Annotated in this window: 28 protein-coding genes and 1 pseudogene; 16 read left to right on the top strand and 13 right to left on the bottom strand. The window is 62.8% G+C overall.

Features of this window, described 5'->3' with window-relative positions; genetic code table 11:
• Positions 1 to 57: 57 nt before the first annotated feature.
• From MA884_RS00215 to nirS, 8 genes and pseudogenes are all read right to left on the bottom strand, one after another.
• Positions 58 to 582 (bottom strand): annotated as a pseudogene (locus tag MA884_RS00215) (Lrp/AsnC family transcriptional regulator); the annotation flags it as partial.
• Positions 557 to 1,000, bottom strand: coding sequence for an Lrp/AsnC family transcriptional regulator (locus MA884_RS00210; protein ID WP_256228354.1), 444 nt, complete (start codon positions 998 to 1,000; stop codon positions 557 to 559). The pseudogene MA884_RS00215 and the gene MA884_RS00210, both read right to left, overlap by 26 nt.
• Entirely contained in the window at positions 993 to 1,505 is a 513-nt protein-coding gene (locus MA884_RS00205) for an AsnC family protein (protein WP_256228353.1), read from the bottom strand. Before MA884_RS00205 ends, MA884_RS00210 begins: the two co-directional genes overlap by 8 nt.
• Complete coding sequence (locus MA884_RS00200) at positions 1,502 to 1,960, bottom strand: Lrp/AsnC family transcriptional regulator (RefSeq protein ID WP_256228352.1); 459 nt, start codon at positions 1,958 to 1,960, stop codon at positions 1,502 to 1,504. The genes MA884_RS00205 and MA884_RS00200 overlap by 4 nt, the downstream gene beginning before the upstream one ends.
• 2 nt (positions 1,961 to 1,962) lie before the next feature.
• Positions 1,963 to 3,141: a cytochrome D1 domain-containing protein gene (locus MA884_RS00195; RefSeq protein WP_256228351.1), complete on the bottom strand. Its 1,179-nt coding sequence runs from the start codon at positions 3,139 to 3,141 to the stop codon at positions 1,963 to 1,965.
• Positions 3,138 to 3,440, bottom strand: a complete 303-nt coding sequence (locus MA884_RS00190) for a cytochrome c (protein WP_256228752.1) — start codon at positions 3,438 to 3,440, stop codon at positions 3,138 to 3,140. The genes MA884_RS00195 and MA884_RS00190 overlap by 4 nt, the downstream gene beginning before the upstream one ends.
• Before the next feature lie 195 nt (positions 3,441 to 3,635).
• On the bottom strand, positions 3,636 to 3,947 hold the full coding sequence (locus tag MA884_RS00185) for a c-type cytochrome (RefSeq protein WP_256228350.1): 312 nt from the start codon (positions 3,945 to 3,947) through the stop codon (positions 3,636 to 3,638).
• Between the two features lie 24 nt (positions 3,948 to 3,971).
• Entirely contained in the window at positions 3,972 to 5,540 is a 1,569-nt protein-coding gene (nirS, locus tag MA884_RS00180) for a nitrite reductase (protein ID WP_256228751.1), read from the bottom strand.
• A 309-nt stretch (positions 5,541 to 5,849) separates the two neighbouring features.
• On the opposite strand from nirS, the gene MA884_RS00175 reads away from it, so the two are divergent.
• The 6 genes from MA884_RS00175 (at position 5,850) to MA884_RS00150 (ending at position 11,533) form a co-directional block, all read left to right on the top strand.
• Positions 5,850 to 6,653 carry a CbbQ/NirQ/NorQ/GpvN family protein gene (locus tag MA884_RS00175; protein WP_256228349.1) on the top strand — a complete coding sequence of 268 codons (804 nt, stop codon included), beginning with the start codon at positions 5,850 to 5,852 and terminating at the stop codon, positions 6,651 to 6,653.
• Positions 6,637 to 7,224 (top strand): cytochrome c oxidase subunit 3 family protein, encoded by a 588-nt coding sequence (locus tag MA884_RS00170; RefSeq protein ID WP_256228348.1) that lies wholly within the window; start codon positions 6,637 to 6,639, stop codon positions 7,222 to 7,224. Before MA884_RS00175 ends, MA884_RS00170 begins: the two co-directional genes overlap by 17 nt.
• 12 nt (positions 7,225 to 7,236) lie before the next feature.
• Positions 7,237 to 7,482, top strand: coding sequence for a cytochrome C oxidase subunit IV family protein (locus tag MA884_RS00165; protein WP_256228347.1), 246 nt, complete (start codon positions 7,237 to 7,239; stop codon positions 7,480 to 7,482).
• A gap of 175 nt (positions 7,483 to 7,657) precedes the next feature.
• The gene (locus MA884_RS00160) at positions 7,658 to 8,098 is read left to right on the top strand and encodes a cytochrome c (RefSeq protein WP_047225837.1); all 441 of its coding nucleotides are present in this window, start codon (positions 7,658 to 7,660) and stop codon (positions 8,096 to 8,098) included.
• A gap of 3 nt (positions 8,099 to 8,101) precedes the next feature.
• Complete coding sequence (locus MA884_RS00155) at positions 8,102 to 9,529, top strand: cbb3-type cytochrome c oxidase subunit I (protein WP_256228346.1); 1,428 nt, start codon at positions 8,102 to 8,104, stop codon at positions 9,527 to 9,529.
• A gap of 165 nt (positions 9,530 to 9,694) precedes the next feature.
• On the top strand, positions 9,695 to 11,533 hold the full coding sequence (locus MA884_RS00150) for a nitric oxide reductase activation protein NorD (RefSeq protein WP_256228345.1): 1,839 nt from the start codon (positions 9,695 to 9,697) through the stop codon (positions 11,531 to 11,533).
• A 4-nt stretch (positions 11,534 to 11,537) separates the two neighbouring features.
• Here the strand turns inward: MA884_RS00150 and MA884_RS00145 are convergent, their stop codons facing one another.
• Genes MA884_RS00145 through MA884_RS00135 form a run of 3 tightly spaced genes read right to left on the bottom strand, consistent with a single transcriptional unit; the run spans position 11,538 to position 12,600 of the window.
• Positions 11,538 to 11,738, bottom strand: a complete 201-nt coding sequence (locus tag MA884_RS00145; protein WP_256228344.1) for a protein DnrP — start codon at positions 11,736 to 11,738, stop codon at positions 11,538 to 11,540.
• Positions 11,735 to 12,418 (bottom strand): Crp/Fnr family transcriptional regulator, encoded by a 684-nt coding sequence (locus MA884_RS00140; protein ID WP_047225841.1) that lies wholly within the window; start codon positions 12,416 to 12,418, stop codon positions 11,735 to 11,737. The genes MA884_RS00145 and MA884_RS00140 overlap by 4 nt, the downstream gene beginning before the upstream one ends.
• Positions 12,419 to 12,456: 38 nt before the next feature.
• Entirely contained in the window at positions 12,457 to 12,600 is a 144-nt protein-coding gene (locus MA884_RS00135) for a hypothetical protein (protein ID WP_256228343.1), read from the bottom strand.
• Between the two features lie 395 nt (positions 12,601 to 12,995).
• Here MA884_RS00135 and MA884_RS00130 point away from each other — a divergent pair, with 395 nt between their 5' ends.
• Positions 12,996 to 14,186, top strand: a complete 1,191-nt coding sequence (locus MA884_RS00130) for an NnrS family protein (protein WP_256228342.1) — start codon at positions 12,996 to 12,998, stop codon at positions 14,184 to 14,186.
• Positions 14,187 to 14,208: 22 nt separating this feature from the next.
• Positions 14,209 to 14,649, top strand: a complete 441-nt coding sequence (locus MA884_RS00125) for a hypothetical protein (protein ID WP_256228340.1) — start codon at positions 14,209 to 14,211, stop codon at positions 14,647 to 14,649.
• A gap of 328 nt (positions 14,650 to 14,977) precedes the next feature.
• On the opposite strand, the gene ytfE is transcribed toward MA884_RS00125, so the two are convergent.
• Positions 14,978 to 15,652, bottom strand: a complete 675-nt coding sequence (gene ytfE / locus MA884_RS00120) for an iron-sulfur cluster repair protein YtfE (protein ID WP_256228338.1) — start codon at positions 15,650 to 15,652, stop codon at positions 14,978 to 14,980.
• Positions 15,653 to 15,811: 159 nt separating this feature from the next.
• On the opposite strand from ytfE, the gene norR reads away from it, so the two are divergent.
• The 8 genes from norR to MA884_RS00080 all read left to right on the top strand — a co-directional run bounded on the left by norR (position 15,812) and on the right by MA884_RS00080 (position 23,127).
• A complete protein-coding gene (gene norR, locus MA884_RS00115; protein ID WP_256228337.1) occupies positions 15,812 to 17,344 on the top strand; it encodes a nitric oxide reductase transcriptional regulator NorR in 1,533 nt (510 codons plus the stop codon).
• Positions 17,345 to 17,645: 301 nt separating this feature from the next.
• A complete protein-coding gene (gene pdxH / locus MA884_RS00110) occupies positions 17,646 to 18,293 on the top strand; it encodes a pyridoxamine 5'-phosphate oxidase (RefSeq protein WP_256228336.1) in 648 nt (215 codons plus the stop codon).
• A gap of 228 nt (positions 18,294 to 18,521) precedes the next feature.
• Positions 18,522 to 19,076 carry a molybdenum cofactor biosynthesis protein B gene (moaB, locus tag MA884_RS00105; RefSeq protein ID WP_256228335.1) on the top strand — a complete coding sequence of 185 codons (555 nt, stop codon included), beginning with the start codon at positions 18,522 to 18,524 and terminating at the stop codon, positions 19,074 to 19,076.
• Positions 19,073 to 20,320: a gephyrin-like molybdotransferase Glp gene (gene glp / locus MA884_RS00100; RefSeq protein WP_256228334.1), complete on the top strand. Its 1,248-nt coding sequence runs from the start codon at positions 19,073 to 19,075 to the stop codon at positions 20,318 to 20,320. Before moaB ends, glp begins: the two co-directional genes overlap by 4 nt.
• Before the next feature lie 81 nt (positions 20,321 to 20,401).
• Positions 20,402 to 21,397, top strand: a complete 996-nt coding sequence (locus tag MA884_RS00095) for a peptidase U32 family protein (protein WP_256228333.1) — start codon at positions 20,402 to 20,404, stop codon at positions 21,395 to 21,397.
• A gap of 10 nt (positions 21,398 to 21,407) precedes the next feature.
• A complete protein-coding gene (locus MA884_RS00090) occupies positions 21,408 to 22,298 on the top strand; it encodes a U32 family peptidase (RefSeq protein ID WP_256228332.1) in 891 nt (296 codons plus the stop codon).
• Positions 22,292 to 22,762, top strand: coding sequence for an SCP2 sterol-binding domain-containing protein (locus MA884_RS00085; protein ID WP_256228330.1), 471 nt, complete (start codon positions 22,292 to 22,294; stop codon positions 22,760 to 22,762). The genes MA884_RS00090 and MA884_RS00085 overlap by 7 nt, the downstream gene beginning before the upstream one ends.
• The gene (locus tag MA884_RS00080; RefSeq protein WP_305518155.1) at positions 22,762 to 23,127 is read left to right on the top strand and encodes a putative zinc-binding protein; all 366 of its coding nucleotides are present in this window, start codon (positions 22,762 to 22,764) and stop codon (positions 23,125 to 23,127) included. Before MA884_RS00085 ends, MA884_RS00080 begins: the two co-directional genes overlap by 1 nt.
• A 181-nt stretch (positions 23,128 to 23,308) precedes the next feature.
• Here the strand turns inward: MA884_RS00080 and MA884_RS00075 are convergent, their stop codons facing one another.
• A complete protein-coding gene (locus MA884_RS00075; RefSeq protein WP_256228329.1) occupies positions 23,309 to 23,986 on the bottom strand; it encodes a Crp/Fnr family transcriptional regulator in 678 nt (225 codons plus the stop codon).
• Between the last annotated feature and the right edge of the window lie 150 nt (positions 23,987 to 24,136).

Below are 24,136 nucleotides of genomic sequence, written 5' to 3'. Positions count from 1 at the left end.
CCGATGCGGTCCCTCAGAAACCGAGGCGGCTGTTTCGCGAGCAAGCTTTGCTCCCTCAGGCGACAGGCGCAGGCCGGTCTTCTTCAGGATGCGGCTGCTCACCAGCATGTCGTCGGCGCTACAGGCGTCACCCAGCAGATAGCGCAGGTGCTCGCGGTAGCTGTCGATTTCCTCGCGGCTGCGGCCATGGACCATGGCAAACAGGTTGTAGCGCCAACCGGCCCGGCGCGGGCGGCGGTAGCAATGGCTGACAAATGGCTGCGCACCCAGCAACGCGCCCAAGCGCGGCACATCGGCATCGGCCACATCCCAGACAGTCATGCCGTTGTGGCGATAACCCAGGCGATAGTGATTGGGCACCGCGGCGATGCGACGGATCGCGCCTTCGGCCTGCAAGCGCTTGAGCAGGTCGAGGGTCGATTCCACGTTCAGCCCCAGTTGCTCGGCCAGCCAGGCCCAGGGATCTTCGAGCAAGGGCAGGCCGTCCTGGGTCAGTTCCACCAGCCGCAGGGCCAAAGGCGTTTCATCCGGGTGAGGTGGCGTTTGCGGCAACGGCTCAGACCGGGAAATACAGGCCGACATGGTAGGTCTCCTCCTTGGGCAGGTTCAGCGGCTCCAGGCCGGTCAGGCGTTCGATACGCAACAAGGTGTCGCTGATCGCCTGTTCGCTGGGGCAAGCAAGCACGAACCACATGTTCCAGGTGTGCTCGCGGCGGTAGTTGTGGGCCACTTCGGGCATGGTCGCGAGCAGCTCGGCGATGGTCTCGAAACGCGGTTCGGGCACCGCCAGCGCCGCCAGGGTGAACGCGCCGCCCAGGCGGTCGATGTCGAACATCGGGCCGAAGCGGGTGAGTACGCCGTCGTTGAGCAACTCGTGCAGCCGATCGAGCAGTTCGGTACTGTTGCTCTCCAGTTCATCGGCCAATGCCTGCCAGGGATGGCGTACCAGCGGCAAACCCAGTTGCAGGCGATTGATCAGGCGTCGGTCCAGGTCATCCATCGATACGGGCTCCGGCCGGTGCGGCGAAACGCCCGCCGCATTGCTTGAACAGGTGCGTGCTGAACAGCAACTGGCGGGGCAGGTCGTCCAGCAGGTGTTCTTCAAGCAGCGCCTGGACCTGGGCCTCGACACGGTCGCGCTGGCGACCGTGGATCATGCAGAACAGGTTGTATTGCCACTGGGGCAGGCGTCGTGGTCGTTGATAGCAAAGGCTGATGCCCGGCGCCTGGCCGAGGCGGCGACCGACTTCATCGACCAATGCATCCGGTACGTCCAGCACTAGTATGGCGTTGGCGGCAAAGCCCAATGCGCGGTGATTGACCACCAGGCCGACGCGGCGGAACAGGCCTTGTTCATGCCAGTGCTGCATCTGGTCGAGAACCTGTTGTTCGCTGGCGTCGATCTGCTCGGCCAGGGCCTGGAAGGGGCGTGATGTCAGGGGCAGGCCGGTTTCCAGCAGACGGCGCAGTTGCAGTGCCTGGTGTTCACTCAGGGGCGTGTTCATGAGGTAGCCTCCAGGGCAAAGCCCAGGTCGATGCGGTAAGCGGTCAGCATGGGCAGGTCCAGTGGCGTGAGGCCGGTGTCGTCTTCCAGTTCCCGGAGAATGTTGTCCAGGTGGGCACGATCAGGACCGGTCAGCACGAACCACAGGTTGTAGCGATGTTCCCGGGCGTAGTTGTGATTGACTTCCGGGTATTGGCTGACGCGTGCCGCGACCTGGTGCAATCGGTCCACGGGCACTGCCAGGGCGGCGAGGGTGCTGGCCCCGGCTCGGCTGTGTTCGAACACCGGACCGATCCGCGACAGGGTGCCGGCCAGTTGCAGGTGCTGCAGGCAATCGATCACCTGGGCTTCGCTGCAACCCAGGGCTTCGGCCATTGCCCGATAGGGTTCGGCGCACAACGGCAGGCCATGCTGGAACTGATCGATCAGGCGGCGGGCGAGTGGGCTTGGTGTCATGGTCAGTACCCCGGTTTGTGCGCACGGCTGCTGAAGAAGATGCCGCTGGGGCTCAATGCGGGCAGGCTGCTCAGGCGTTCGAGTCGATACGGATCCCAGACCTGCACCTCACCGCCATCGCGGGCGGACAGCCACACCTGGTCGCCCCGTGCGGTGAATTCCATGTGCAGCACCGCAGGCCCTGGTCGCAGGTCGGCGATGATGGCGTGAGTCTGGGTGTCGATGACCTGCACCCGGTCGTTGTCCGGATAGGCGAAGTTGACCCACAGCTGTCGGCCATCGGGACGCGCCGTGACAAACACCGGCTGGCCGGCCACGGCGATGGCGTCGACCGTTTGCCAGGTGCGGGCGTCCATCACCAGCACTTGATGGTGTCCAACGGCGGGCACAAACGCCTGTTGATCGGCCAGGGCCCAGCCTTCCAGGTGGGGCATCTTGTATACCGGGAGCCTCGCCTCGCCGCGCCCGTACTGGCCCAGCACCCGTTTCACGCCACGCTCCGGGTACCAGAGGTCAAGTTGCGCCATGCCGTCTTCACCAAACAGCCCGGCCATGTAATAACGCCCGTCCGGCGTAATCAGCGCGTCATAGGGTTGCCGACCGATGGCGGTGAAGCGTTCGATGTGTGGCGTTTGGCTTTGGCTGAAATCGGCGGTCCAGATTTCGCCGGTGTCGAACAGGCTGAATACGAAGCGCTGCCCCGGCGCGTCCACCAGGCCGACCACCCGCGAACGTTTCTGTCCGTCGGGCAGTGGTGTGGCCGGGATGTCCGCGACCTGTTCCAGTGTCTGCGCGTCGAATACCTTGACGCCGCCGGGTTCGTAGTTGGAGACGGCAATCAGCTTGCCGTCCTGGCTGATCGCGCCGCCGATGCTGTTGCCGCCCTGAATGATGCGGCGGTCAATGCGTGCGCGCAGCAGGTCGACCTTGCTCAACCCGCCATCGCGGCCAAATACATAGGCAAAACGTTGGTCGCGGGAAAACACCACCGAGGCGTGCGACAGATCCCCCAGCCCTTCGACGCGGGCCAGGGCGGTGCGGGTGTCGCTTTCGATGATTTGCAGGCTGCCGGTGGCACGCTCCACCACCACGCCCAAGTCGCCGCTGCCGCGCAGCGGTGGCTGGGCACAAGCGGAGAGCAACAGCACGCAGGTGGTGAGAGACAGCAGAGATCGAATCATGAGGCAGGAACTCCTTGAAGGAGCCGGTCCACCAACCAGCGAATATCGTCGGGACCGAGCAGCGGTGCCCAACCGGGCATGGCGCTGCCGGGCCGTCCCTGGGTGACGGTGGCGATGAGACTGTCGCGGGTTTTTCCGGCAAGGGCATCACGGGTCAGGGGTGGGCCGAGGCCGCCAGTCAGGTGCAGGCCGTGGCAGGCGCCGCAGTCCTGGACCAGCAGGTGTTGCAGTTGCGCCTGGCGCTGGTGATCGGGAGCCGCCAGCACGCAGGTGGAAAAAACCAAGAGGAGGGTGGTCATTGAGGCGGTAAAGCGGTGTCGTTCCATGACGTCCTCCTGATCAAGAAATAAAGCCGAGCGCGCCCCCTGTGGTGCGGGGGTTTATGTGGGAGCAAAGCTTGCTCGCGAAACAGACGCCTTGATCTCGCCCCCCTCGCGGGCAAGCCTTGCTCCCACATAAATCCCCTCGCCACAGGGAGATGCTCTTAATCAGCGTTACTTAAGGGTCAAGACCCACGCCGCGAGGATCTTGGCTTCTTCATCGGTCACTGGATTGGCTGGCATCGGCATCGGCCCCCAGTTTCCTTGCGTGCCTTCCTTGATGTGCTTGGCCAACAGTTCTTGCGCTCCAGCGACGCCGGCATTTTTTGCCGCCACCTCCTTGAGCGCCGGCCCTACCAACTTGGTGTCAATGGAGTGACAGGCGCTACAGGGTTTGCTCTTGAACAGCGTCGGGCCGTCCTGGGCCAGCGCCGGTTGCAGGCTGAATGCGGCACTCAAGGTCAGGGCAATCAGAATAGGCTTCATGGTTTTTCCTCTTATTGATGGAGCTCAATAGATGTCGTGTTGGGTGTTGTAAACGTTGAATTTTCCGGTAGGGGTTATCAGGCGCTTGTCCTTGATCACACTCTTGAGCTTGAGGGTCTTGTCATCGATTACCACCAGCGCCGACTCGTCTTCCTGGCCGCTCCAGACCGAGAACCAGACCTCATCGCCGGCCTTGTTGTATTCCGGTTGCACCACCCGCATCGCGCCCTTCTTGATACCGGCGTACTCGGCAATCGGCAGCACGGTGTAGCCGGCGTCGAGTTTGTCGATGTCGAACACCGCCACCGATTGGCTGAGCTTGGTGTCGGGACTCAGGGTGGTGTCGACATACAGGTGGCGGGACTTGGGGTGGGTCTTGATGAACAGCGAACCGCCGCCCTGGCCCTGGAGTGATGCGACCTGTTTCCAGGCATATTGCGGATGCTTGACCGGGTCGGTGCCGATCAGCGAGACGCCGGCATCGCCCAGGTGGCTGGTAGCCCAGACCGGACCGTAGAGTGGGTGGTTGAAGTTGGCGCCGCGTCCCGGGTGCGGGGTTTTACCGACATCCACCAGGGCGGTGAGCTTGCGCTCCCTGGAGTCGATGACTGCAACCTGGTTGGAGTTGTTCGCCGCCGTCATGAAATAGCGATGGCTGCTGTCCCAGCCGCCGTCATGCAGGAACGGTGCGGCGTCGATGCTGGTGATGGTGAGGTTCTTGATGTCCTGATAGTTGACCAGCATCACCTTGCCGGTTTCCTTGACGTTGACGATGAACTCCGGCCATTCATGTGACGCGATGATCGCTGCAACCCGGGGTTCGGGGTGATATTGCTGGGTATCGACGGTCATGCCGCGAGTCGAGACGATCTGCCTGGGCTCCAGGGTCTCGCCGTCCATGATGGTGAACTGCGGCGGCCAATAGGAGCCGGCGATGGTGTACTTGTCTTCGTAGCCCTTGAACTTGGAGGTTTCCACCGAGCGGGCCTCGATACCCACTTTGATCTCGGCCACCTTGGTCGGCTCTTGCGGCCACAGGTCGATCATGTCGATCTTGGCGTCCCGGCCGATCACCAGCAGATAACGCCCGGACGCGGAGATGCGCGAAATGTGCACCGCGTAACCGGTGTCGATCAGTTTGACGATCTTTTTGCTGTCGCCGTCGACCAGGGCGATCTTGCCGTCGTCGCGCAGGGTGACTGAAAACAGGTTTTGCAGGTTGAGTGAATTGAGTTGCCGGGTGGGCCGGTCTTCGGGTTTGACCAGCACCTTCCAGGTCTTGAGGGTTTCGGCCATGCCCCATTCCGGTGGGGTGGGCGGAGTGTGCTGGATGAATTTGGCCATCACCGTGATCTGGTCTTTGGTCAAGGCATTGGAGGTGCCCCAGTTGGGCATGCCGGCGGCTGAACCGTAGGTAATCAGCGCCTCCAGATAGGCTTGGCCGCGGCCTTGGGTGATGTCGGGTGTCAGCGGTTTACCGGTGGCGCCCTTGCGCAGTACACCGTGACAACCGGCGCAGCGCTGGAAGTAGATTTGCTTGGCCGAGTCGAAATCGGCCTGGCTCAAGTCTGGCGCGCCTTCGGTCTTGACCATGCGGGCGTGTTGCGGCGCAGCGGGTGGGTTGGCGAAGGCATTGAGTGCAGCCAGCGCCGTACACAGCGCCCCGACCCCCATGACCCACGATTTTTTGTGGCTGATCAGCATTCCATTTCTCCTCAGGCATGACCTGCGCAGCCCTGCAATTGAGGTTCGGTGCGCAGATTCTTGGTGCGCTGCAAGGCTATGCCCAGGCCGGTGGTTACCCGCTTGACGGCGATCAAGTTTGCCCGCCACAGCCCTTGCCAGGTTGTCGCAGGGGCCCGTAGCGTGGCTGGCAATCGTGTTATCTGATCAGGTCATGCCATGAACGCTATCCACACCCTCGAACACCCGGCCGAACCTTTCTACCAACCCCAGGACAACGAGCTGGCGTTGTTCGAAGAGGCCTGGCGGCACGGTATGCCGGTGCTGATCAAAGGCCCTACCGGTTGCGGCAAGACCCGTTTTGTCCAGCACATGGCTCACCGTCTGAAATTGCCGCTGTACACGGTGGCCTGTCACGATGACCTGAGCGCGGCCGACCTGGTGGGTCGTCACCTGATCGGCGCCCAGGGCACCTGGTGGCAAGACGGACCGCTGACCCGAGCGGTGCGCGAGGGCGGTATCTGTTATCTGGACGAGGTGGTGGAAGCGCGCCAGGACACCGCAGTGGTGTTGCACCCCTTGGCCGATGATCGCCGGCAGCTATACCTGGAGCGCACCGGCGAGGTGCTCCAGGCACCGCCTTCGTTCATGTTGGTGGTGTCATACAACCCCGGTTACCAGAACTTGCTCAAGGGCATGAAACCCAGCACCCGCCAGCGTTTCGTGGCGATGCGCTTCGGCTATCCCTCGGTTGCCGATGAAGAACGCATCGTTGCCCGCGAGGCCAGGGTGGAGATGGCTCTGGCGACCCAGGTGGTGCGATTGGGGCAGGCCCTGCGCCGGCTCGATCAGCACGACCTGGAGGAGGTGGCCTCGACGCGCCTGCTGATTTTCGCCGCGCGCATGATCGGGGCCGGCATGGACCCGCGCCAGGCCTGTCTGGCCTGTCTGGCCGAGCCGTTGAGCGACGACCCGCAGACCGTTGCCGCGCTGATGGATGTGGTCGATGTCCACTTCGGCTGAAGCCGCTGCGCTGTCCACCCGGCGTTTGCCAGGGGATCTGGCAATGTGGTTTTTCATCCTCGCCGAGCTGACGGTGTTTGCCTTGCTGATCCTCGCGTTCGCCGTCGCCCAGGCATTGAATCCGCCGTTGTTCAGCGAAGGCCGGCAATTGCTGGATCGCTCCACCGGCCTGGCGATGACCCTCAGCCTGCTGAGCGCCGGGCTGTTTGCCGCCTTGGCCCAGGAGCAAGTCCGGCAGGACCGGCCACGCCAAGCGGCGCTCCTGTTGTGGCTGGCCTTGCTGGTTGCCGGCGGCTACGTGGCGCTCAAGCTCATTGAGTACAGCCACCTGTTGGCCAACGGCCTCGGGCTGGAGCACAACACCTTTTTTACGTTGTACTGGATCCTCACGGCGTTTCATTTCCTGCACGTGCTGCTGGGCATGGTGATCCTCGCCTGGCTGGCCGAAGGTTGCCGGCGGCGTCGCTACGGCTCGCGGCAGTGCAGCGGGCTGGAGTCCGGCGTGCTCTATTGGCACATGGTGGACCTGGTCTGGGTGCTGCTGTTTCCGGTTGTCTACATTCTCGGTTGAGCGGAGGTGCTCATGTCCGTTTCCCGTGTCTTGATCGTCTGCTGGATGACACTGGCCGTGCTGAGCATCGGCACGGTTGCCCTGGGCCAGGTCGCTGCCACCGGGCTGGTTTCCATCGCCATCCTGGCGGTCGCGGTGACCAAGGCCTGGTTAATCGCCGATGGCTTCATGGAACTGCGCCATGCGCCGCGATTGTGGCGGCGGTTGGTGTTGAGCTGGGCAGCGCTGCTCGCGATTTTGATCTCGTTCGCGCTCTGAATCCCGACACACCCCCTGTGGCGAGGGAGCAAGCTCCATCGCCACAACAGCTCACCTGACTTCTTGGCTGTGCTGGAACAACCCACCAAAACCATCGGAGATTCTTGATCGCCATCAAGCGGGTTCTGGACCCTCGCTTCCTAGAATGGACACGCCAAGCAATGAGGAAGTGACCATGTCAGATACCTTCACCAAAGGCATGGCCAGGAATATTTATTTCGGGGGAAGCGTGTTCTTTTTCCTGATATTCCTGGCCCTGACCTACCACTCGGAACAGACCTTTCCAGAACGCAGCAACCAGGCGCAATTGAGCGAATCGGTGATACGCGGCAAGGGCGTCTGGGAGCGCAACAACTGCATCGGCTGCCACACCTTGCTGGGCGAGGGCGCGTATTTTGCGCCGGAGCTGGGCAATGTGGTCAACCGCCGCGGTGGCGAGGAAGCCTTCACGCCGTTCCTGCAGGCCTGGATGAAAATGCAGCCGCTGAACGTCCCCGGCCGTCGCGCCATGCCGCAGTTCAACCTCAGCGAACAGGAAGTCGACGACATCGCCGAATTCCTCAAGTGGAGTTCGAAAATCAACACCAATGGCTGGCCGCCAAACAAGGAGGGCTGAGAGATGAGCATGGCTAATCCGCATCTGAAATTCGCCTCGCAGGCCGTCGCCAAACCTTACTTCGTGTTTGCCCTGATGTTGTTCCTGGGGCAAGTGTTGTTCGGTTTGATCATGGGGCTGCAATACGTGGTCGGCGACTTCCTGTTCCCGCTGATTCCCTTCAACGTGGCCCGCATGGTCCACACCAACCTGCTGATCGTCTGGCTGCTGTTTGGCTTCATGGGCGCGGCGTATTACCTGATACCCGAGGAAGCCGACCGGGAGCTGCACAGTCCGAAGCTGGCGATCGTGCTGTTCTGGGTGTTCGCCGCCGCCGGGGTGCTGACGATCCTGGGCTACCTGGCGGTGCCCTATGCCACGTTGGCGAAAGTCACCGGTAACGACCTGTTGCCAACCATGGGCCGTGAATTCCTGGAGCAACCGACGATTACCAAAATGGGCATCGTGGTGGTCTGCCTGGGTTTTCTCTACAACATCGGCATGACCATGCTCAAGGGCCGCAAGACCACGGTCAGCATGGTGATGATGACCGGGCTGATCGGCCTGGCGGTGTTCTTCCTGTTCTCCTTCTACAACCCGGAAAACCTTGTCCGCGACAAGTATTACTGGTGGTGGGTGGTGCATCTTTGGGTTGAAGGCGTCTGGGAACTGATCATGGGTTCGATGCTCGCCTTTGTACTGATCAAGGTGACTGGCGTGGACCGCGAAGTGGTCGAGAAGTGGCTCTACGTGATCATCGCCATGGCCCTGATTACCGGGATCATCGGCACCGGTCACCACTTCTTCTGGATTGGCGCACCCGAGGTCTGGTTGTGGGTCGGGTCGATCTTCTCCGCGCTGGAACCGTTGCCGTTCCTGGCAATGGTGATCTTCGCCTTCAGCATGGTGAAGAACCGTCGCCGGCAACACCCCAACCGCGCCGCCACCTTGTGGGCCAAGGGCACCACGGTCACCGCGTTCTTCGGTGCGGGCGTCTGGGGGTTCCTGCATACCCTGGCACCGGTGAACTTCTACACCCACGGTTCGCAACTGACCGCAGCCCACGGACACCTGGCCTTCTACGGTGCCTACGCGATGATCGTCATGACGCTGATCAGCTACGCCATGCCGCGCCTGCGCGGGTTGGGTGAAGCAGCGGATGAGCGCTCGCAGCGCCTGGAAATCTGGGGCTTCTGGCTGATGACCCTGTCGATGGTGATGATCACCTTGTTCCTCACCGCCGCCGGTGTCGTCCAGGTGTGGTTGCAACGCTGGATGACGGACGGCAGCGCCTTGCCGTTCATGGCGACGATGGATCATTTGATGCCGCTGTTCTGGGCGCGTCTGGTCAGCGGCGTCGGGTTCCTGGCCGGACTGCTCTGCTACCTGTTCAGTTTCCGCCAACGTGGCCGCGCCGCGTTGCGCGCCCCGGCAGCGGTGGTGCCTTCGTAGGAGCTGCCGAAGGCTGCGATCTTTTGATCTTGATCTTTCCCATGACGCTTTAGACTCAAGTGTCATGGGAAAGATCGCAGCCTCGCTTCGCTCGACAGCTCCTACGGGCTCAGCCCAACAGGGCGGTGCGGGGTTTAGTGGATAGAGGTTGAAGAGGAAATAACCATGGCATTCACCCTTGAACTGGAAGAGTGGGTCGGCAGTGTCTGGCACCGCTTCATCACCCGCCGCGCCAGTGTGGATTTTCCCGAAGCACGGGTGGAGTTGATCCCCCGGCAACGCGCTCTACACGTGCTGTTTCGTGCCACCGGTGGCGCTCCACACCTGGGTGTGGAAGCCGTCAGCGACCGCGACCTGTTGCTGCGCCGCAACCTGTTGCAGCAGATCGCCGGTACCTGCAAGCAAGTGCCACTGGCCTGGTGCGATGGCGACAACCTGCGTCTGCCGGCGAACCTGGCGGCGTTTCCCGATGCCGGATTGAACGAAGAGCTGTACCGCTGGCTGGCGTTGCTGGCCGCACAATCGGGGCCAATGAAGCATTGGGGGCGGGACAACCAGCGCTGGACCCAAGCGCTGCTGGGGCATTATCCGGCGCTGCGTAGCCGATATCGGCGGCTGGTGGATGCGCATCTGTCCTTGCGCCCTGATCCACAATCGTTGCCCCCGGCTGAAGCGGCCCTGGAGCGCGCGCTGTGTCAGGCCTTGCGCGAACCGGGCAGCGTCGAGCATTTTCCACGCAGCGAGCGGGCCGCCTGGCCGCTGCCGCTGTGGCTGTATCCGCCCCAGCATCTGGGCAATCCCCAGGCGGCCAACCTCGAGGAGTCCGAGCAATACCTGGCCACGCCGCCGGGTGAGCAGCAGGGCGGTCGCAAGCGCGCCGAGCGCATCGATGACGCCACCCGTGACGGTGGGTTGCTGATCGTGCGCCTGGAGAACCTGTTCAGTTGGACCGAACACGTGGACCTGGATCGCTGGGCGGACGACAGCGAAGACCCGGACGCGGCGCGAGTCGCCGAGGACCTGGACCAATTGACCTTGTCGCGTACCCGCCTGCGCAAGGGCGGCGGCTTGAAGCTGCACCTGGACCTGCCGCCGGCCGATGTGGATGACATACCCCTCGGCGCGGGCATCCTGTTGCCGGAATGGGACTACCGCAAGCAACGCCTCCAGGACGATTTCGTCAGCGTGCAGACTTTCATTCCCCGGGACTGCGAGCCTCAGCCGCTGCCGGCCCGCCTGCGCGCCTCGGCCCAGCGTTTGCGGCGCCAGTTCGAGCACCTGCGCAACGATCGACAATGGCTGCGCCAGCAAGCCCAGGGTTCGGAGCTGGACCTGCAAGCCTGGCTGGATTTTCACGTCGAGCGCCAGCACGGCCAGTGCAGCGAACGTGGCCTGTTCATGGAACAGCGCCAGACCCGCCGCGACCTGGCTTGCCTGCTGTTGGCCGATCTGTCGATGTCCACCGATGCCCACCTCAACGACGAACACAGGGTGATCGACGTGATCCGCGACAGCCTGCTGCTGTTCGGTGAAACCCTGTCGGTGCTGGGCGATGATTTTGCCTTGTACGGGTTTTCTTCACTGCGCCGACAACAGGTGCGGATGCACGAGATCAAGGCGTTCAACCAAGGCTATGACGACCACACCCGAGGCCGGATCCAGGGCCTCAGGCCCGGTTACTACACGCGCATGGGCGCCGCCATTCGCCAGGCCACCCAACGTCTGGAAGGGTGCAAGCGGCGACGCAAGTTGTTGTTGCTGGTGAGCGATGGCAAACCCAACGACCTGGATCTCTATGAAGGACGCTATGGCGTGGAGGACACCCGCCAGGCGGTGCTGGAGGCCCGGCGCCAGGGGCTGACGCCGTTTTGCATCACCATCGATCGTGAAGCCGGGGATTACCTGCCGTACATGTTCGGCGCCAATGGCTACACCTTGATCCGTCAGCCGGAACAACTGCCGCTGCGTTTGCCGCAGTTGTACCGGCAGTTGACTCAGGATTGAGGGTTCAAGCGATGCTGCGGGGTAACCAGAAAAACATGCCGATGCAGAATATCGTCAGGCCGACACAGAACCAGGTGAAGCGCCGCAGCCGGCGCTCGCCGGCCAGCGCTGCCTCGGCCGGCAGCGGCATGCCGCACTGGCGACATTCGGTTTCATTGGCGGTGTTGGCGTGTTGGCAATACAGGCAGGTGGGTTGCGCGCTCATTCGAAATGTTCCAGGCGCAGACGGTCGAGAATGGCGATCTGGCGACCGTCCTGGGTGATGATCTTTTCATCGATCAGCCGGCGGATGATCCGCGAGAAGGTTTCTGGCTGGATCGACAGGTGCCCGGCGATCAGTTGCTTGGCCATGGGCAACTCGAACTGGCTGTCCACGGTTTGCAGGCGCACCAGTTGCGTCAGCAGGTAGCGCACCACGCGGTGGGTGGCGTTCTTCAGCGACAGGGTTTCAATCTCGTTGACCCGTTGGTGCAGGCGCACACAAAGTTTGCCGAGCAGGGCGAAGGTCAACCGACTGTTACTTTGCAAAAGACGCATGTACGTGGCATTGGACAGGCGATACAGCTGGGTTGGCCCAACGGCTTCTGCGCAAGCAACGTAGTTCGGCGTGTCCATCAGCATCATGGCTTCAGCGAAGGTCTGGCGCTCGCCGATCACCTCAAAGACTTTTTCCTGGCCGTCCGGCGTCAACCGGTAGATTTTCACCGCGCCGGAGATCACGAAGTAAAACGCCTGCGCCGGTTCGCCTTGGCGGAACAGCGGTTCGCCCCGGTCGACATTCAGCAATTGGCTGGTACTCATCAGTTCGTCGAGCTGTTCTTCGTTCAACGGCTCGAACAGATGATGACTGCGCAGAATCTGGTGATGAACACGGTGGAGCACCATGGCATGAGTCCTTGTATGGCAGGGAAAATTAATCGGGTTCAGACGAGACTCAGGGACAGGCCGCTGGCCAGCGCCACGACGCAAGAGAGCAGGACGAACCAGGTAAGCGGCAGCGCGACGTACTTCATGGAAAACCCCGGCAAAAGAAAGTCTGTGCCCTGCCAGAGCAAGAGACGGGCCATGCCCGCAGCCGTTGATTTGTGGGGCCTTACTGTTGGATGGGTATAAATGACCCTGCGCTGTTAGGGTGATAATCACCACGACAGGGTCATATTTACCCGATTGATAGCCATTTGTGGGAGCGAGCCTGCTCGCGATGGCGGCCGACAGTTAGAGGTGATGTCGAGCGGACCGGCCTCATCGCGAGCAGGCTCGCCCCCACAAGGGATAAGCAGATGTTTTATTGAGTGGGGTGTGCGCCCCGATCGGTTTCGGCAAGCCCCTTGCAAGTACAGGGGCGAGGCAGGCTGGCTTGATCTGAGACAAGGCCCGTCAGCGCCGATAGCGGATCATTCGAACCCTGATTGTTGACCCCTCGTCAGTGGGCCAGTCCCATGACGAGGTAAAGGAGTGGTGTATGCAAGTGCTTGACCGTCGCAAGGCCATGGCCATCCTGCCGTTGTGGCGGCTGGCATTTCGGCCGTTTTTCCTGGCCGGGTGTGTGCTTGCGTTGTTGGTCATACCGTTGTGGCTGGCTGCGTTCACCGGAAGGCTGTCGGCCTGGCAACCGGCCGGCGGTTGGTTGGCCTGGCACCGTCATGAGCTGTTGTTCGGCTTCGGCCTGGCGATCATTGCCGGGTTTCTGTTGACGGCGGTGCAGACCTGGACAGGTACCCCAGGGCTGAGCGGCAAGCGCCTGGCGGCACTGGCGTTGTTATGGCTGGGCGCGCGACTGGCCTGGCTGGTGGATGCGCCCTGGCCATTGCTGACGGTGCTGGAGCTGGGTTTCGCCCTGGCGGTTGCGGCGTTGATGGGCATGACGTTGTGGCGCGTACGGCAGAAGCGCAATTACCCGATTGTGCTGGTCTTGCTGCTGTTGGCCGCCGCTGACGCGTTATCCGTGTACGGTCTGGTGCAGCATGACGAAGGTTTGCAGCGCCAAAGCGTGCTCACTGGCCTGTGGTTGGTAGCGGCGATGATGGGGCTGATCGGCGGGCGGGTGATTCCTTTCTTTACCCAGCGCGGTTTGGGCCGGGTAGAGGGCGTTGCCCCCTGGCCGTGGCTCGATCGCCTGTTACTGGCGGGGTCGGCATTGGTGGCGCTGCTGTATGCCTTCGGTCCGGCGCTGTCGGCCAGCCTCTGGGTTGGCCTGTTGTTCGCCGCGCTGGCGGTAGGGCATGGGGTGCGACTGGTGCGTTGGCATGATCGGGGTTTGTGGCGGGTGCCGCTGCTGTGGTCGCTGCACCTGGCGTACGCCTGGCTGGCGCTGGCTTGCCTGGGCATGGCGCTGTGGCACTTCGGCGTCGCCCTGAACCCGAGCCTGGCGGTGCATAGCTTGTCCATCGGCGCCATGGCCGGGTTGATCCTGGCGATGATCGCCCGCGTCAGCCTGGGCCATACCGGGCGAGCCCTGGAACCGCCGGCCGGCATGACTCTGGCGTTCGTCCTGCTGAACCTGGCATGCCTGAGCCGAGTGCTGCTGGTGCTGCTGTTCCCGTTGGCCGCGCTGTGGCTGGCGGGGCTGTGCTGGACCCTGGCATTCGGGCTCTACGCCTGGCGTTATGGCCCGATGCTGTTGCAGGCCCGCGTGGATGGGCATCCGGGATGAGCCGACTGTACGGAGATAATCAATGATGTATGGCGTCTTGCTGGTGATCCACTTGTTGGCGGCCATCGCGTTCATTGGCACGCTGTTTTTCGAGGTGTGTATCTGGCATGCCGCCCGCAGGCCATTGGCCGAAGGCGCCCGCAACGCCGCCGACCAGGCGATCGCCCAGCGCTCGCGGCACGTGCTGCACGGCGTGGTGCTGTTGCTGTACGGCGCCGGGATCGGCCTGGCCTGGCAGCATCGCGGCGCCTTGAGCCAGCCTTTGAACAACAGCTTTGGTCTGCTGCTGAGCCTCAAGATCCTGCTGGCCCTGAGTATCATCGGGCACTATCTGTGGCTGGCGTATTGGCTCAAGAGCGGTCGCCTGACACCCCGCCGGGCCTGTTGGCTGCGCCGCAGTATCCTGGGGCACATGGTGCTGATCGTGGTGTTGGCCAAAGGCATGTTCTATTGGCAGTTTTGAGTCGGGATGAGAGCAACAAACGCCTGTGGGAGCAACAAACCTCTATGGGAGCAACAAATGCCAGTGGGAGCAACAAACACCTGTGGGAGTAACAAATGCCAGTGGGAGCAACAAACACCTGTGGGAGCAAAGCTTGCTCGCGATGGCGCAGTGTCAGGCGGTATCAATGTTGACTGATCAATCGCCATCGCGAGCAAGCTTTGCTCCCACAGGGGTAGGCTCCCACAGGGGTAGGCTCCCACAGGGGTAGGCTCCCACAGAGGTAGCTCCTACAAGAGTAGCTCCCACAAGAGTAGCGCCCTGCGGGATGATGAGTGATGTTGGAGGGCTAGCGGGCAGGCTCGATCGCATTGACGAACAACACATTGTTTTCCAGATGGATGTGCTGCATCAGGTCGTCACGAAACTCCACCAGCCCGCGATACAGGGCGCGCCAGGTGTTGCAGGCATCGGAGGGCGGGGTGATCTGGTCGGTCAGGGCGAGCATGGTCTCCAGCGCTTCACCGTGCTGGTCGTGTTCGTAGCGCAGCACCTGGATCGGCGCCGCGGCCCGTTCACCCAGGCCTTGTTGCAGCATCGGGAACAGCACCTGCTCCTCCTTGAGCATGTGGCCTTCGAGTTCCTGATACATGTCCTGCAAGTGATCGGCCAGGCCGACGGGGCAACTGGCCCGGGCGCCATGGACCATCTCGACGCGACGGGCCAGACGGATCAATTCCGGCAGCTGTTCGCGGTGGCGGGCGTGGTAGCGTTCCAGGATGTGGGCGATCAACAGCGCCTGGGGTTCGTCGCGCCAGTCATGGCCCAGCTCCCCGGCGGCTTGCAGGGTGCGCAGGGCATCGGCGATCAGCAGCGGGTTCAGGCCTTTGCCCAGCGCCGCCTCGCGCAAGGATTTTTGCCCGCCGCAACAGAAGTCGAGGTTGTAGTGATGGAAGGTACGGGTGGCACCGGGAATGTCGCAGGCCAGTTGGCCGAGGCTTTGTTCCAGCAGATCGAGGCTCATCATGTTTCCTTGGGTTGAATCCCGGCAGGGACAGATAAGCGGACTTTGCAGCCGGCGTGCCAGATTTAAATGCTTGAATATTAACGACTAGCTATTTGCCAGGGTGATTCTCACCCTGGCTGCAAGGGGTCAAACGAACCCTGGAGGGTCATCATTACCATGCTGCGTGAAAGCCTGGCCGCCGACCTGATCGTCGAGCTGCCCAATGCCGTTCGATTCCAACGCCTGGTACAGACCCTGCGCGAATACTTCAGCTGTGGCGCCGTAGGATTGTTGCGTCTGGACGACGACAGCCTCAGACCCGTCGCCACCATAGGCCTGGTGCACGAGGCGCTCGGCCGTCGGTTCGTGATCGCCCAGCATCCGCGCCTGGCGGCGATCATGGCTTCGCGCGAACCTACCTGGTTCGAGCCCGACAGCCGCTTGCCCGACCCTTATGACGGTTTGCTCGACAACCACGTCGGCGAGCCGCTGCCGGTGCATGACTGCATGGGCGTGAGCCTGTACGTGGAAGGGCGGCTCTGGGGCGCGATCACCCTGGATGCCTTGCACGCCGGGACCTTCGACAGCTGCGCAAGGGAGGAACTCAAACGCTGCACCTTGCAGATCGAAGCGGCGGTGCGGGTGACCCGGCTCGAGCAGGAAAACCGCAGCCTGCGGGCCTCGCGCAGTGATCTGCCGGATGTCCGGCTGCCGGCCGAGGAGGGCGAGATCCTTGGCCGTAGCGAGGTGTTGGATCAACTGCTCAACGAGCTGGACGTGCTGGCCGACTCCGAACTGCCGGTGCTGTTGCTGGGCGAAACCGGTGTCGGCAAGGAGTTGTTTGCGCGTCGTTTGCATCGCCTGTCCCGGCGCAGCCACAAGCCGCTGGTGCAGGTCAATTGCGCGGCATTGCCCGAGTCCCTGGCCGAAAGCGAACTGTTCGGCCACGTCAAAGGGGCATTCTCCGGCGCTACGACCGACCGCGCCGGGCGCTTCGACGCGGCCAATGGCGGCACGCTGTTTCTCGACGAGGTGGGCGAATTGCCGTTGAGCGTGCAGGCCAAGTTGCTGCGCACCTTGCAAAACGGCGAGATCCAGCGCCTGGGGGCAGACAAGCCGCTGCACGTCGATGTGCGGATCATCGCCGCCACCAACCGCCATCTGCCGGACAGCATTCGCGACGGACTGTTTCGCGCCGACTTGTATCACCGGCTCTCGGTCTATCCGGTGCCGATCCCGCCGCTGCGTGAACGCGGTCATGACGTGTTGATGCTGGCCGGACACTTCCTCGAACTGAACCGCACACGTCTGGGCCTGCGTGGGTTGCGCCTGTCACCGGCGGCCGAACAGGCGCTGCTGGCGTACTCCTGGCCGGGCAATGTGCGGGAGTTGGAACACGTGATCAGTCGCGCGGCGTTGAAGCAACTCAGTCGCGGAGCCAGTCGTAGCCTGATCATGACCCTGGAGCCGCAGGTGCTGGACTTGGACGTCAGTGCCAGCGGAGCCACGGCCCACGCGACACTTGAACAGTCTCCAGAGGTCGCCGCTGGACCGGTCCAGCCGTTGAATGACGCTGTCGACACTTGCCAGCGCCAGGCGATTCTCAACGCCCTGGAGCGTTGCGGGCAAAACTGGGCCGGCGCAGCGCGGCTGCTGGAGGTCGACCCGAGCAACCTGCATAAACTGGCGCGGCGGTTGGGGCTCAAGTAGCGTCGACGTTCCTTATCAATCAGTCACGCCGGGGCTCCTCTGTGGGAGCAAAGCTTGCTCGCGATAGCGGTGAGTCAGCTTGCATCAATGCTGAATGTGCCTCAGTCATCGCGAGCAAGCTTTGCTCCCACAGGGGCTTGTGGTGGTTTACGGTTTCCCTGCACCCAAAATCCCCTGTGGGAGCGAGCCTGCTCGCGATGGCATCGGCACGTTCAACACAAGGTCCGCCATTGACAACGATCAAGGCCAGCCATCACGGCAGAACCCACACTGGAGCAAATTCATTGTGGAGATCACCGTCATGCCCCTTTCCCTGGCCAAAATGCGGCGTCAGTACACCCTGGACGGGTTGGATGAAACCCAGGCACCGGATGACCCAATGGTCCTGTTCGGGTTATGGATGCAACAAGCGCGCGACACCGAAAGCCCTCCGGTGGAAGCCAACAGCATGGCCCTGGCGACCGTGGACGGGCAGGGCCGGCCGCATTGCCGGATCTTGTTGCTCAAGGGGTTCAGCGATGAAGGTTTCACATTTTTCGGCAACTATGACAGCGGCAAGGGCCAGGACCTGGCGATCAGTCCGTGGGCAGCCATGACCTTTTTCTGGCCGGGGCTGGAACGGCAAGTGCGCGTTGAAGGCCAGGTCCACAAACTCGATCCCGGGCTCTCGGACGCCTATTTCATTTCCCGCCCCCTGGCCAGCCGTCTTGGCGCCTGGGCCTCGCCGCAAAGTCGTGTGCTGGACGATCGGGCCACTCTCGAGACCCTGCTGGCGCAAACCGAACGACGGTTCATCAATCAACCGGTGCCGCGTCCCAAACATTGGGGCGGCTATTGCCTGCGGCCCGAACGGCTGGAGTTCTGGCAAGGCCGCACCGACCGTCTGCACGATCGCCTCGACTACCGCCTGCAAGATGGCGCCTGGCAGCGTAGCCGCCTAGCGCCCTGACTGAACGCCACTGTAGGAGCTGCCGCAGGCTGCGATCTTTTGATCTTTTGATCCTCGCTTGAGACTCAAGTGGCCGGGGAAAGATCGCAGCCTCGCTACGCTCGGCAGCTCCTACGGGGGGATCATTGTTTGTGCATGGAGCGCCGAGGGAGGTACCTCCATGGAGGAATAGGCCCGGCCCCGATTGCGGTTCAGGCTGGGCCATCTTTTTTATAAGGACGGCTGACCATGGCCCATCTGACGCAACGCCACTTTCAACCGCTGAATATTGCGGTGCTGACCATCAGCGATACCCGTAGCTTCGAGACCGATACCTCCGGCCAGACCCTCGCCGATCTGTTGCAAACGGCCGGGCATGTGCTGATCGACCGCGGGCTGGTGAAGGACGATATCTACCAGATTCGTGCCCAGGTCTCGCAATGGATCGCCGCCCCTGAAGTGCAAGTGGTGCTGATGACCGGCGGCACCGGTTTCACCGCCCGCGATAACACCCCGCAGGCGGTGCTGCCGCTGCTGGACAAGCAGGTGGACGGTTTTGGTGAGCTGTTCCGGCAGGTGTCACTGGCGGAGATCGGCATGTCCAGCCTGCAATCACGGGCATTGGCGGGCATGAGCAACGGCGTACTGGTGTGCTGCCTGCCGGGTTCGCCGGGGGCGTGTCGAACCGGTTGGGAACAGATCCTGGCCGGTCAACTGGACCGCCGCACTGGTCCCTGCAATTTCACTCCCCATCTCAAACCGCAGCCAGGCGTTGTCGTTGAGCCTTGTGGGACGCGCTCATGAGCGGCGGCGCGTGTAGCAGCGTCTGTGAGAGTGGCGCGCTGATGCCGGTGGATGAAGCCATCCAGTACCTGCTGGATCAGGCACCGCTGCCACCTCCGGTGCAACAGGTGGCGCTGGACCAGGCTCTGGGCCGGGTACTGGCGACAGACATCCGCAGCCCCATGAACTTGCCTCCCTGGGACAACAGCGCCATGGACGGCTACGCCCTGCGGGCCGCTGACCTGCCAGCTGTCGGTGGCTCACTGACCCTGGTCGGGCGCATTGCCGCCGGGCAGGCAGCGAATAAACCGCTGCAGCCGGGACAGGCAGTACGGATTTTCACTGGCGCGCCGCTGCCGCCGGGGGCAGACACCGTGGTGCCTCAGGAGAGCTGTCGGGTAGAAGGCGAGCGGGTCTGGTTGCCACCGGTCAATGACGGGGACCATGTGCGCAAGGAAGGCGAGGAAATGCGCCGAGGAGACCTTTTGCTTCCTGCCGGCAAGCGCTTGCGCGCCCAGGAACTGGGGTTGCTGGCCGGCGCCGGGATTGCGCGGGTGGAGGTCTATCGGCCCTTGCAGGTGGGCCTGCTCAGCAGCGGCGATGAACTGCGCGAACCGGGCGAAGCGTTGGCACCGGGGCAGGTCTACAACAGCAATCGCCATAGCCTCGCGGCACTGCTGCGCGGTTGGGGTATGGACGTGCATGACTATGGCTCCATGCCCGACAAACTGCTTGCCAGTCGCCAGGCCTTGGGTCTGGCGGCGGCCGAGTGTGACTTGCTGCTGACCTCCGGCGGCGTTTCGGTGGGCGAGGAGGATCACCTCAAACAAGCCATCGAAGCGCTGGGCAGCATTGATCTGTGGCGCCTGGCAATCCAGCCGGGCAAACCGCTGGCCTTTGGCGAAGTGGCCGGCAAACCCTGGATCGGTCTGCCAGGTAACCCATCGGCAGCGCTGATTACCGCGTTGATCATCGTGCGCCCGTTCCTGTTCCGGGCCCAAGGCATGGACGAAGTATTGCCCGTCCCGTTGCAGGTGCCGGCCGGGTTTGACTGGCCAAAGCCCAACCGCCGGCGGCAGTACCTGCGGGCGAAACTGGTCCCGAGTGCCGATGGTTCGCTGTGTGTCGAGCTGCATCCCCAGCAAAGTTCGGCGATGTTGGCTGCCGCATGCTGGGCCGATGGCCTGGCGGTGGTCGAGTGCCAGGCGCATGTGCGTATGCACGACACGGTGATGTACTTGCCGTTCGCCAGCCTGATGCAGTGACGGCAATTGATTGTCGTCAAGGTCGCCGCCCACGAGCTGACTAGACTGGCGGCGCTCCGAGTTATCTCATGAGGATGCCCCATGCAACTGGTTTGCCCGGCAGGGAATCTGCCTGCCCTCAAAGCGGCTGTGCGCCAAGGCGCCGATGCCGTCTATGTCGGCTTTCGCGATGACACCAACGCCCGGCACTTCGCCGGTCTGAATATGGACGACAAGCAGTTCGACGCGGCGGTCGCGCACATCCGCCAGCACCAACGCAAACTCTACGTGGCGGTCAACACCTACCCGCAACCCAAGGGCTGGGAGCGCTGGCAGCGCGCGGTGGATCGCGCCGCCGATCTGGGCGTCGACGCCCTGATCGCCGCCGACCCCGGCGTGCTCGGTTACGCCAGCCAGCGCCATCCGCAATTGGCCCTGCATCTGTCGGTACAAGGTTCGGCGACCCATGCGGCGGCACTGGCTTTTTACGCCGAGCGTTACGGCATTCGGCGTGCGGTACTGCCTCGGGTGCTGTCCCTGGCCCAGGTGCGGCAGGTAGCTGCGGCCAGCCCAGTGCCAATCGAAGTCTTCGGTTTCGGCAGCTTGTGCATCATGGCCGAGGGCCGTTGTCACTTGTCCTCCTACATCACCGGTGAGTCGCCGAACCTGTGCGGCGTGTGTTCGCCGGCCAAGGCAGTACGCTGGAGCGAGGACGCCGATGGCCTGAGCGCACGCTTGAGCGAGGTGCTGATCGACCGCTACACCCCTGAAGAACCGGCCGGTTACCCAACCCTGTGCAAGGGCCGCTTCCTGGTCGGCGGCAAGCGCTTCCATGCCCTGGAAGAACCCACCAGCCTCGACACTCTGGACCTGCTGCCGGAGCTGACGGCCATCGGCGTTGAGGCAGTCAAGATCGAAGGCCGCCAGCGCAGCCCGGCCTACGTCGAACAAGTGACCCGGGTCTGGCGCGCCGCACTGGATGCCCACCGGGCTGCGCCGCAACGATTCCGGGTGCGGGAAGAATGGCGCCAGGTGCTGGCCGGTTTGTCGGAAGGCAGCCAGACCACCCTGGGCGCTTACCATCGATCATGGCAATGAGGGAGGCCAGATGAAACTCAGCCTGGGACCGGTCCTGTTTTATTGGGACAAAGCGCAACTGGGGAATTTCTACGCCGAGATGTCGGCCTTGCCGCTGGATGTGATTTACCTGGGGGAAACCGTGTGTTCCAAACGCCGGGCATTCTCCCTGGATCAATGGCTGGGCCTGGGGCGCGAACTGCAAGCGTGCAGCCAAGCACAAATTGTCTTGTCGAGCCTGACGCTGATCGAAGCGGCCTCGGAGCTGTCGTCACTGCGTCGCCTGTGTGACAACGGCCAGTTGTTGGTGGAAGCCAATGACATGGGCGCGGTGCAGTTTCTCGCCGAACGCAAGCTGCCCTTCGTCGGCGGCCCGGCACTGAATTTGTACAACGGCCACGCCCTGGGGCAATTGCTCGACAGCGGCATGATTCGCTGGGTGCCGCCTGTGGAATGCTCGGCGGCGCTGATCGGCGATGTGCTGGAGCAGGTGCGGGAACTGGACCGCGAGGTGCCCGAGGTGGAGATCTTTGCCTACGGCCACTTGCCCCTGGCTTATTCGGCCCGCTGCTTTACCGCCCGGGCCGAAAACCGGCCCAAGGACGACTGTCAGTTCTGTTGCATCAACTATCCCGACGGCCTGGCGTTGAGCAGTCAGGAGGGGCAACAGCTGTTCACCCTCAATGGCATTCAGACAATGTCGGGGGAGGTGACCAATCTGCTGGCCGATTACCCCGCGCTGATGGCCAGTGGCGCCAACGTGCTGCGCCTGAGCCCGCGCGCCCAGGGCATGGACGAGGTGGTCAGGGCCTTCGACAAGGTCCGCCGGGGCGAGACGCCACCGTTGTTTGTGGACGGTTGCAACGGTTATTGGCACGGCCATGCCGGCATGTTGAAAGTTGAGGAGGCGGGCCTGTGCTGAGTCCAAAAAAATGGTTGCTCAAAGGCGCTGACCGGGTGTTGCCGCTGGTGGGCAAGGTGCCGTTCGTGGTGCAGAGACTGGCGCTGCAGCAGGCGCTCAATCGCTGCCTGGCCGAGCCGTTGCGCGATGGCGGGTTCGAGGTGCTGCGTGGGCGCTGGCTGTGCCTGCGGGTGCCGGACCTGAAGTTGTGCTGGTACCTGACCCTGTCGCGGGACGGACTGCGCATCGCCGAACGGGCCGAAGCTCAGGTCAGCATCAGCGGCAACTGGCGTGAATTCCTCTTGCTCGCCAGCCGTCAGGAGGATCCCGATACGTTGTTCTTCCGACGACGCCTGGTGATCGAGGGCGACACCGAATTGGGGCTGGCGCTGAAGAACCTGATCGACAGCCTCGACCCGGAGGTATTGCCGCCCTGGTTATGGCGCAATCTGGAGCGGGCGGGCAAGGGATTGGCGGCGGTCTGATGAAAGCTCCAGGCACACTGCCCCTGGTGTATTCCTGTTCCGGTTGCTCCAACGTCGCGCAACTGGCCAACACCGTCGCCCTGCGCCTGGACCGCGCCGGCCTGGCCGAGATGTCCTGCATCGTCGGGGTCGGCGGGCATGTGCCAGCACTGGTCAACAAAGCGCGCTCGGGGCGGCGGATCATCGCGCTGGATGGTTGTCCGTTGCAGTGCGTTCAGGCGTGTTTGCGGCAGCATGATCTGGAAGCGGATGTGCATGTGATTTTGAGCCAGTTGGGCTGGCGCAAGCGTTTCGGCGTCGATTGCACGCAAGAGGAGGGGGATGCGTTGTTTGAGCGGTTGATACCGATGATGGGTGTCGATTAAAGACTCTGGCGCAAACACCCACCCTGTGGCGAGGGAGCTTGCTCCCGCTGGGGGGCGAAGCCCCCCCAAGGATTGTCACTGCGGTGGGTCAGGTTGATTGCATTCGGTTTCTTTGGGGCTGCTGCGCAACCCAGCGGGAGCGAGCTCCCTCGCCACAGGGGCTTGTTAGCACTTCGCTGCATTATTGCTGGTAAGCGTCCAGCTCTTCTTCAGCCAGGATCCGAATGTTGCGCCGCTCCATGGCAATCAGGCCACCGTCTACCAGGCGATGGAGAATGCGCGAAAAAGTCTCTGGCTGGATTCCCAACTTGGAGGCCACCAGGCGTTTGGACACCTGCAGCACTACCTGACCGTCGCGCGGATCGCGTTCCTGAAGCAGGAAATTGATGACCCGCCGGCTGGCGCTGGCCAGGGTCAGGTTGTCGATGTCCTTGAGGCGCTGGTGCAAATGGATACTCATGCTCGCCAGGATCGCCAGGCAGACCTTCGGCTGGTCCTCCAGGGCCTTGCGGTAGTGCGTGCCTTCGATACTCACCAGCGCACTGTCCTTGAGCGCCGACGCACTGACCGGGTAGCACCGGGCCTGGCTGAACAGCAGTGCCTCGGCGAAGGTCTGCCCGGGCTGGATGATTTCCACCAGGTTCTCCTGGCCTTCACCGGTGACCCGGAACAATTTGATCTGACCGCTGACCAGCAGGAAAAACCGCTTGGCCGGGTCGCCCTGGTGCATGAGCGTGCTGTTGCACTCCAGGCGTTTGAGCACGGCCAGGTTGCACACGTCTTCAAAAACCCGTTCCGGCAACTGGTTGAACAAGTGATGACGACGCAACAGTAAAACGATGGAAGGATGAGTCAGCATGGCGTACCTCCGCGTGCCGTCATGGTAGGACCCCACGCGCTCCCGGCCTATGCCTCGGCAGGCCTACCTCGGAAGAGGGAGGTGCACCCTGTGGGAGCGAGCCTGCTCGCGATAGCGGAGGGGCAGCTTGCAGGGATGTTGAATGTGCCG

The sequence above is a fragment of the Pseudomonas sp. Q11 genome, from assembly GCF_024494355.1.
GTDB classification, from domain to species: domain Bacteria; phylum Pseudomonadota; class Gammaproteobacteria; order Pseudomonadales; family Pseudomonadaceae; genus Aquipseudomonas; species Aquipseudomonas hefeiensis.
This window is presented reverse-complemented; position numbering and strand designations above follow the sequence as displayed.

Coding starts and splice junctions, on each gene's coding strand:
- MA884_RS00210 (WP_256228354.1), bottom strand. CDS start 1,000: ATGGATGACCTGGACCGACGCCTGATCAATCGCCTGCAACTGGGTTTG.
- MA884_RS00205 (WP_256228353.1), bottom strand. CDS start 1,505: ATGAACACGCCCCTGAGTGAACACCAGGCACTGCAACTGCGCCGTCTG.
- MA884_RS00200 (WP_256228352.1), bottom strand. CDS start 1,960: ATGACACCAAGCCCACTCGCCCGCCGCCTGATCGATCAGTTCCAGCAT.
- MA884_RS00195 (WP_256228351.1), bottom strand. CDS start 3,141: ATGATTCGATCTCTGCTGTCTCTCACCACCTGCGTGCTGTTGCTCTCC.
- MA884_RS00190 (WP_256228752.1), bottom strand. CDS start 3,440: ATGACCACCCTCCTCTTGGTTTTTTCCACCTGCGTGCTGGCGGCTCCC.
- MA884_RS00185 (WP_256228350.1), bottom strand. CDS start 3,947: ATGAAGCCTATTCTGATTGCCCTGACCTTGAGTGCCGCATTCAGCCTG.
- nirS (WP_256228751.1), bottom strand. CDS start 5,540: ATGGTCAAGACCGAAGGCGCGCCAGACTTGAGCCAGGCCGATTTCGAC.
- MA884_RS00175 (WP_256228349.1), top strand. CDS start 5,850: ATGAACGCTATCCACACCCTCGAACACCCGGCCGAACCTTTCTACCAA.
- MA884_RS00170 (WP_256228348.1), top strand. CDS start 6,637: ATGTCCACTTCGGCTGAAGCCGCTGCGCTGTCCACCCGGCGTTTGCCA.
- MA884_RS00165 (WP_256228347.1), top strand. CDS start 7,237: ATGTCCGTTTCCCGTGTCTTGATCGTCTGCTGGATGACACTGGCCGTG.
- MA884_RS00160 (WP_047225837.1), top strand. CDS start 7,658: ATGTCAGATACCTTCACCAAAGGCATGGCCAGGAATATTTATTTCGGG.
- MA884_RS00155 (WP_256228346.1), top strand. CDS start 8,102: ATGAGCATGGCTAATCCGCATCTGAAATTCGCCTCGCAGGCCGTCGCC.
- MA884_RS00150 (WP_256228345.1), top strand. CDS start 9,695: ATGGCATTCACCCTTGAACTGGAAGAGTGGGTCGGCAGTGTCTGGCAC.
- MA884_RS00145 (WP_256228344.1), bottom strand. CDS start 11,738: ATGAGCGCGCAACCCACCTGCCTGTATTGCCAACACGCCAACACCGCC.
- MA884_RS00140 (WP_047225841.1), bottom strand. CDS start 12,418: ATGGTGCTCCACCGTGTTCATCACCAGATTCTGCGCAGTCATCATCTG.
- MA884_RS00135 (WP_256228343.1), bottom strand. CDS start 12,600: ATGGCCCGTCTCTTGCTCTGGCAGGGCACAGACTTTCTTTTGCCGGGG.
- MA884_RS00130 (WP_256228342.1), top strand. CDS start 12,996: ATGCAAGTGCTTGACCGTCGCAAGGCCATGGCCATCCTGCCGTTGTGG.
- MA884_RS00125 (WP_256228340.1), top strand. CDS start 14,209: ATGATGTATGGCGTCTTGCTGGTGATCCACTTGTTGGCGGCCATCGCG.
- ytfE (WP_256228338.1), bottom strand. CDS start 15,652: ATGAGCCTCGATCTGCTGGAACAAAGCCTCGGCCAACTGGCCTGCGAC.
- norR (WP_256228337.1), top strand. CDS start 15,812: ATGCTGCGTGAAAGCCTGGCCGCCGACCTGATCGTCGAGCTGCCCAAT.
- pdxH (WP_256228336.1), top strand. CDS start 17,646: ATGCCCCTTTCCCTGGCCAAAATGCGGCGTCAGTACACCCTGGACGGG.
- moaB (WP_256228335.1), top strand. CDS start 18,522: ATGGCCCATCTGACGCAACGCCACTTTCAACCGCTGAATATTGCGGTG.
- glp (WP_256228334.1), top strand. CDS start 19,073: ATGAGCGGCGGCGCGTGTAGCAGCGTCTGTGAGAGTGGCGCGCTGATG.
- MA884_RS00095 (WP_256228333.1), top strand. CDS start 20,402: ATGCAACTGGTTTGCCCGGCAGGGAATCTGCCTGCCCTCAAAGCGGCT.
- MA884_RS00090 (WP_256228332.1), top strand. CDS start 21,408: ATGAAACTCAGCCTGGGACCGGTCCTGTTTTATTGGGACAAAGCGCAA.
- MA884_RS00080 (WP_305518155.1), top strand. CDS start 22,762: ATGAAAGCTCCAGGCACACTGCCCCTGGTGTATTCCTGTTCCGGTTGC.
- MA884_RS00075 (WP_256228329.1), bottom strand. CDS start 23,986: ATGCTGACTCATCCTTCCATCGTTTTACTGTTGCGTCGTCATCACTTG.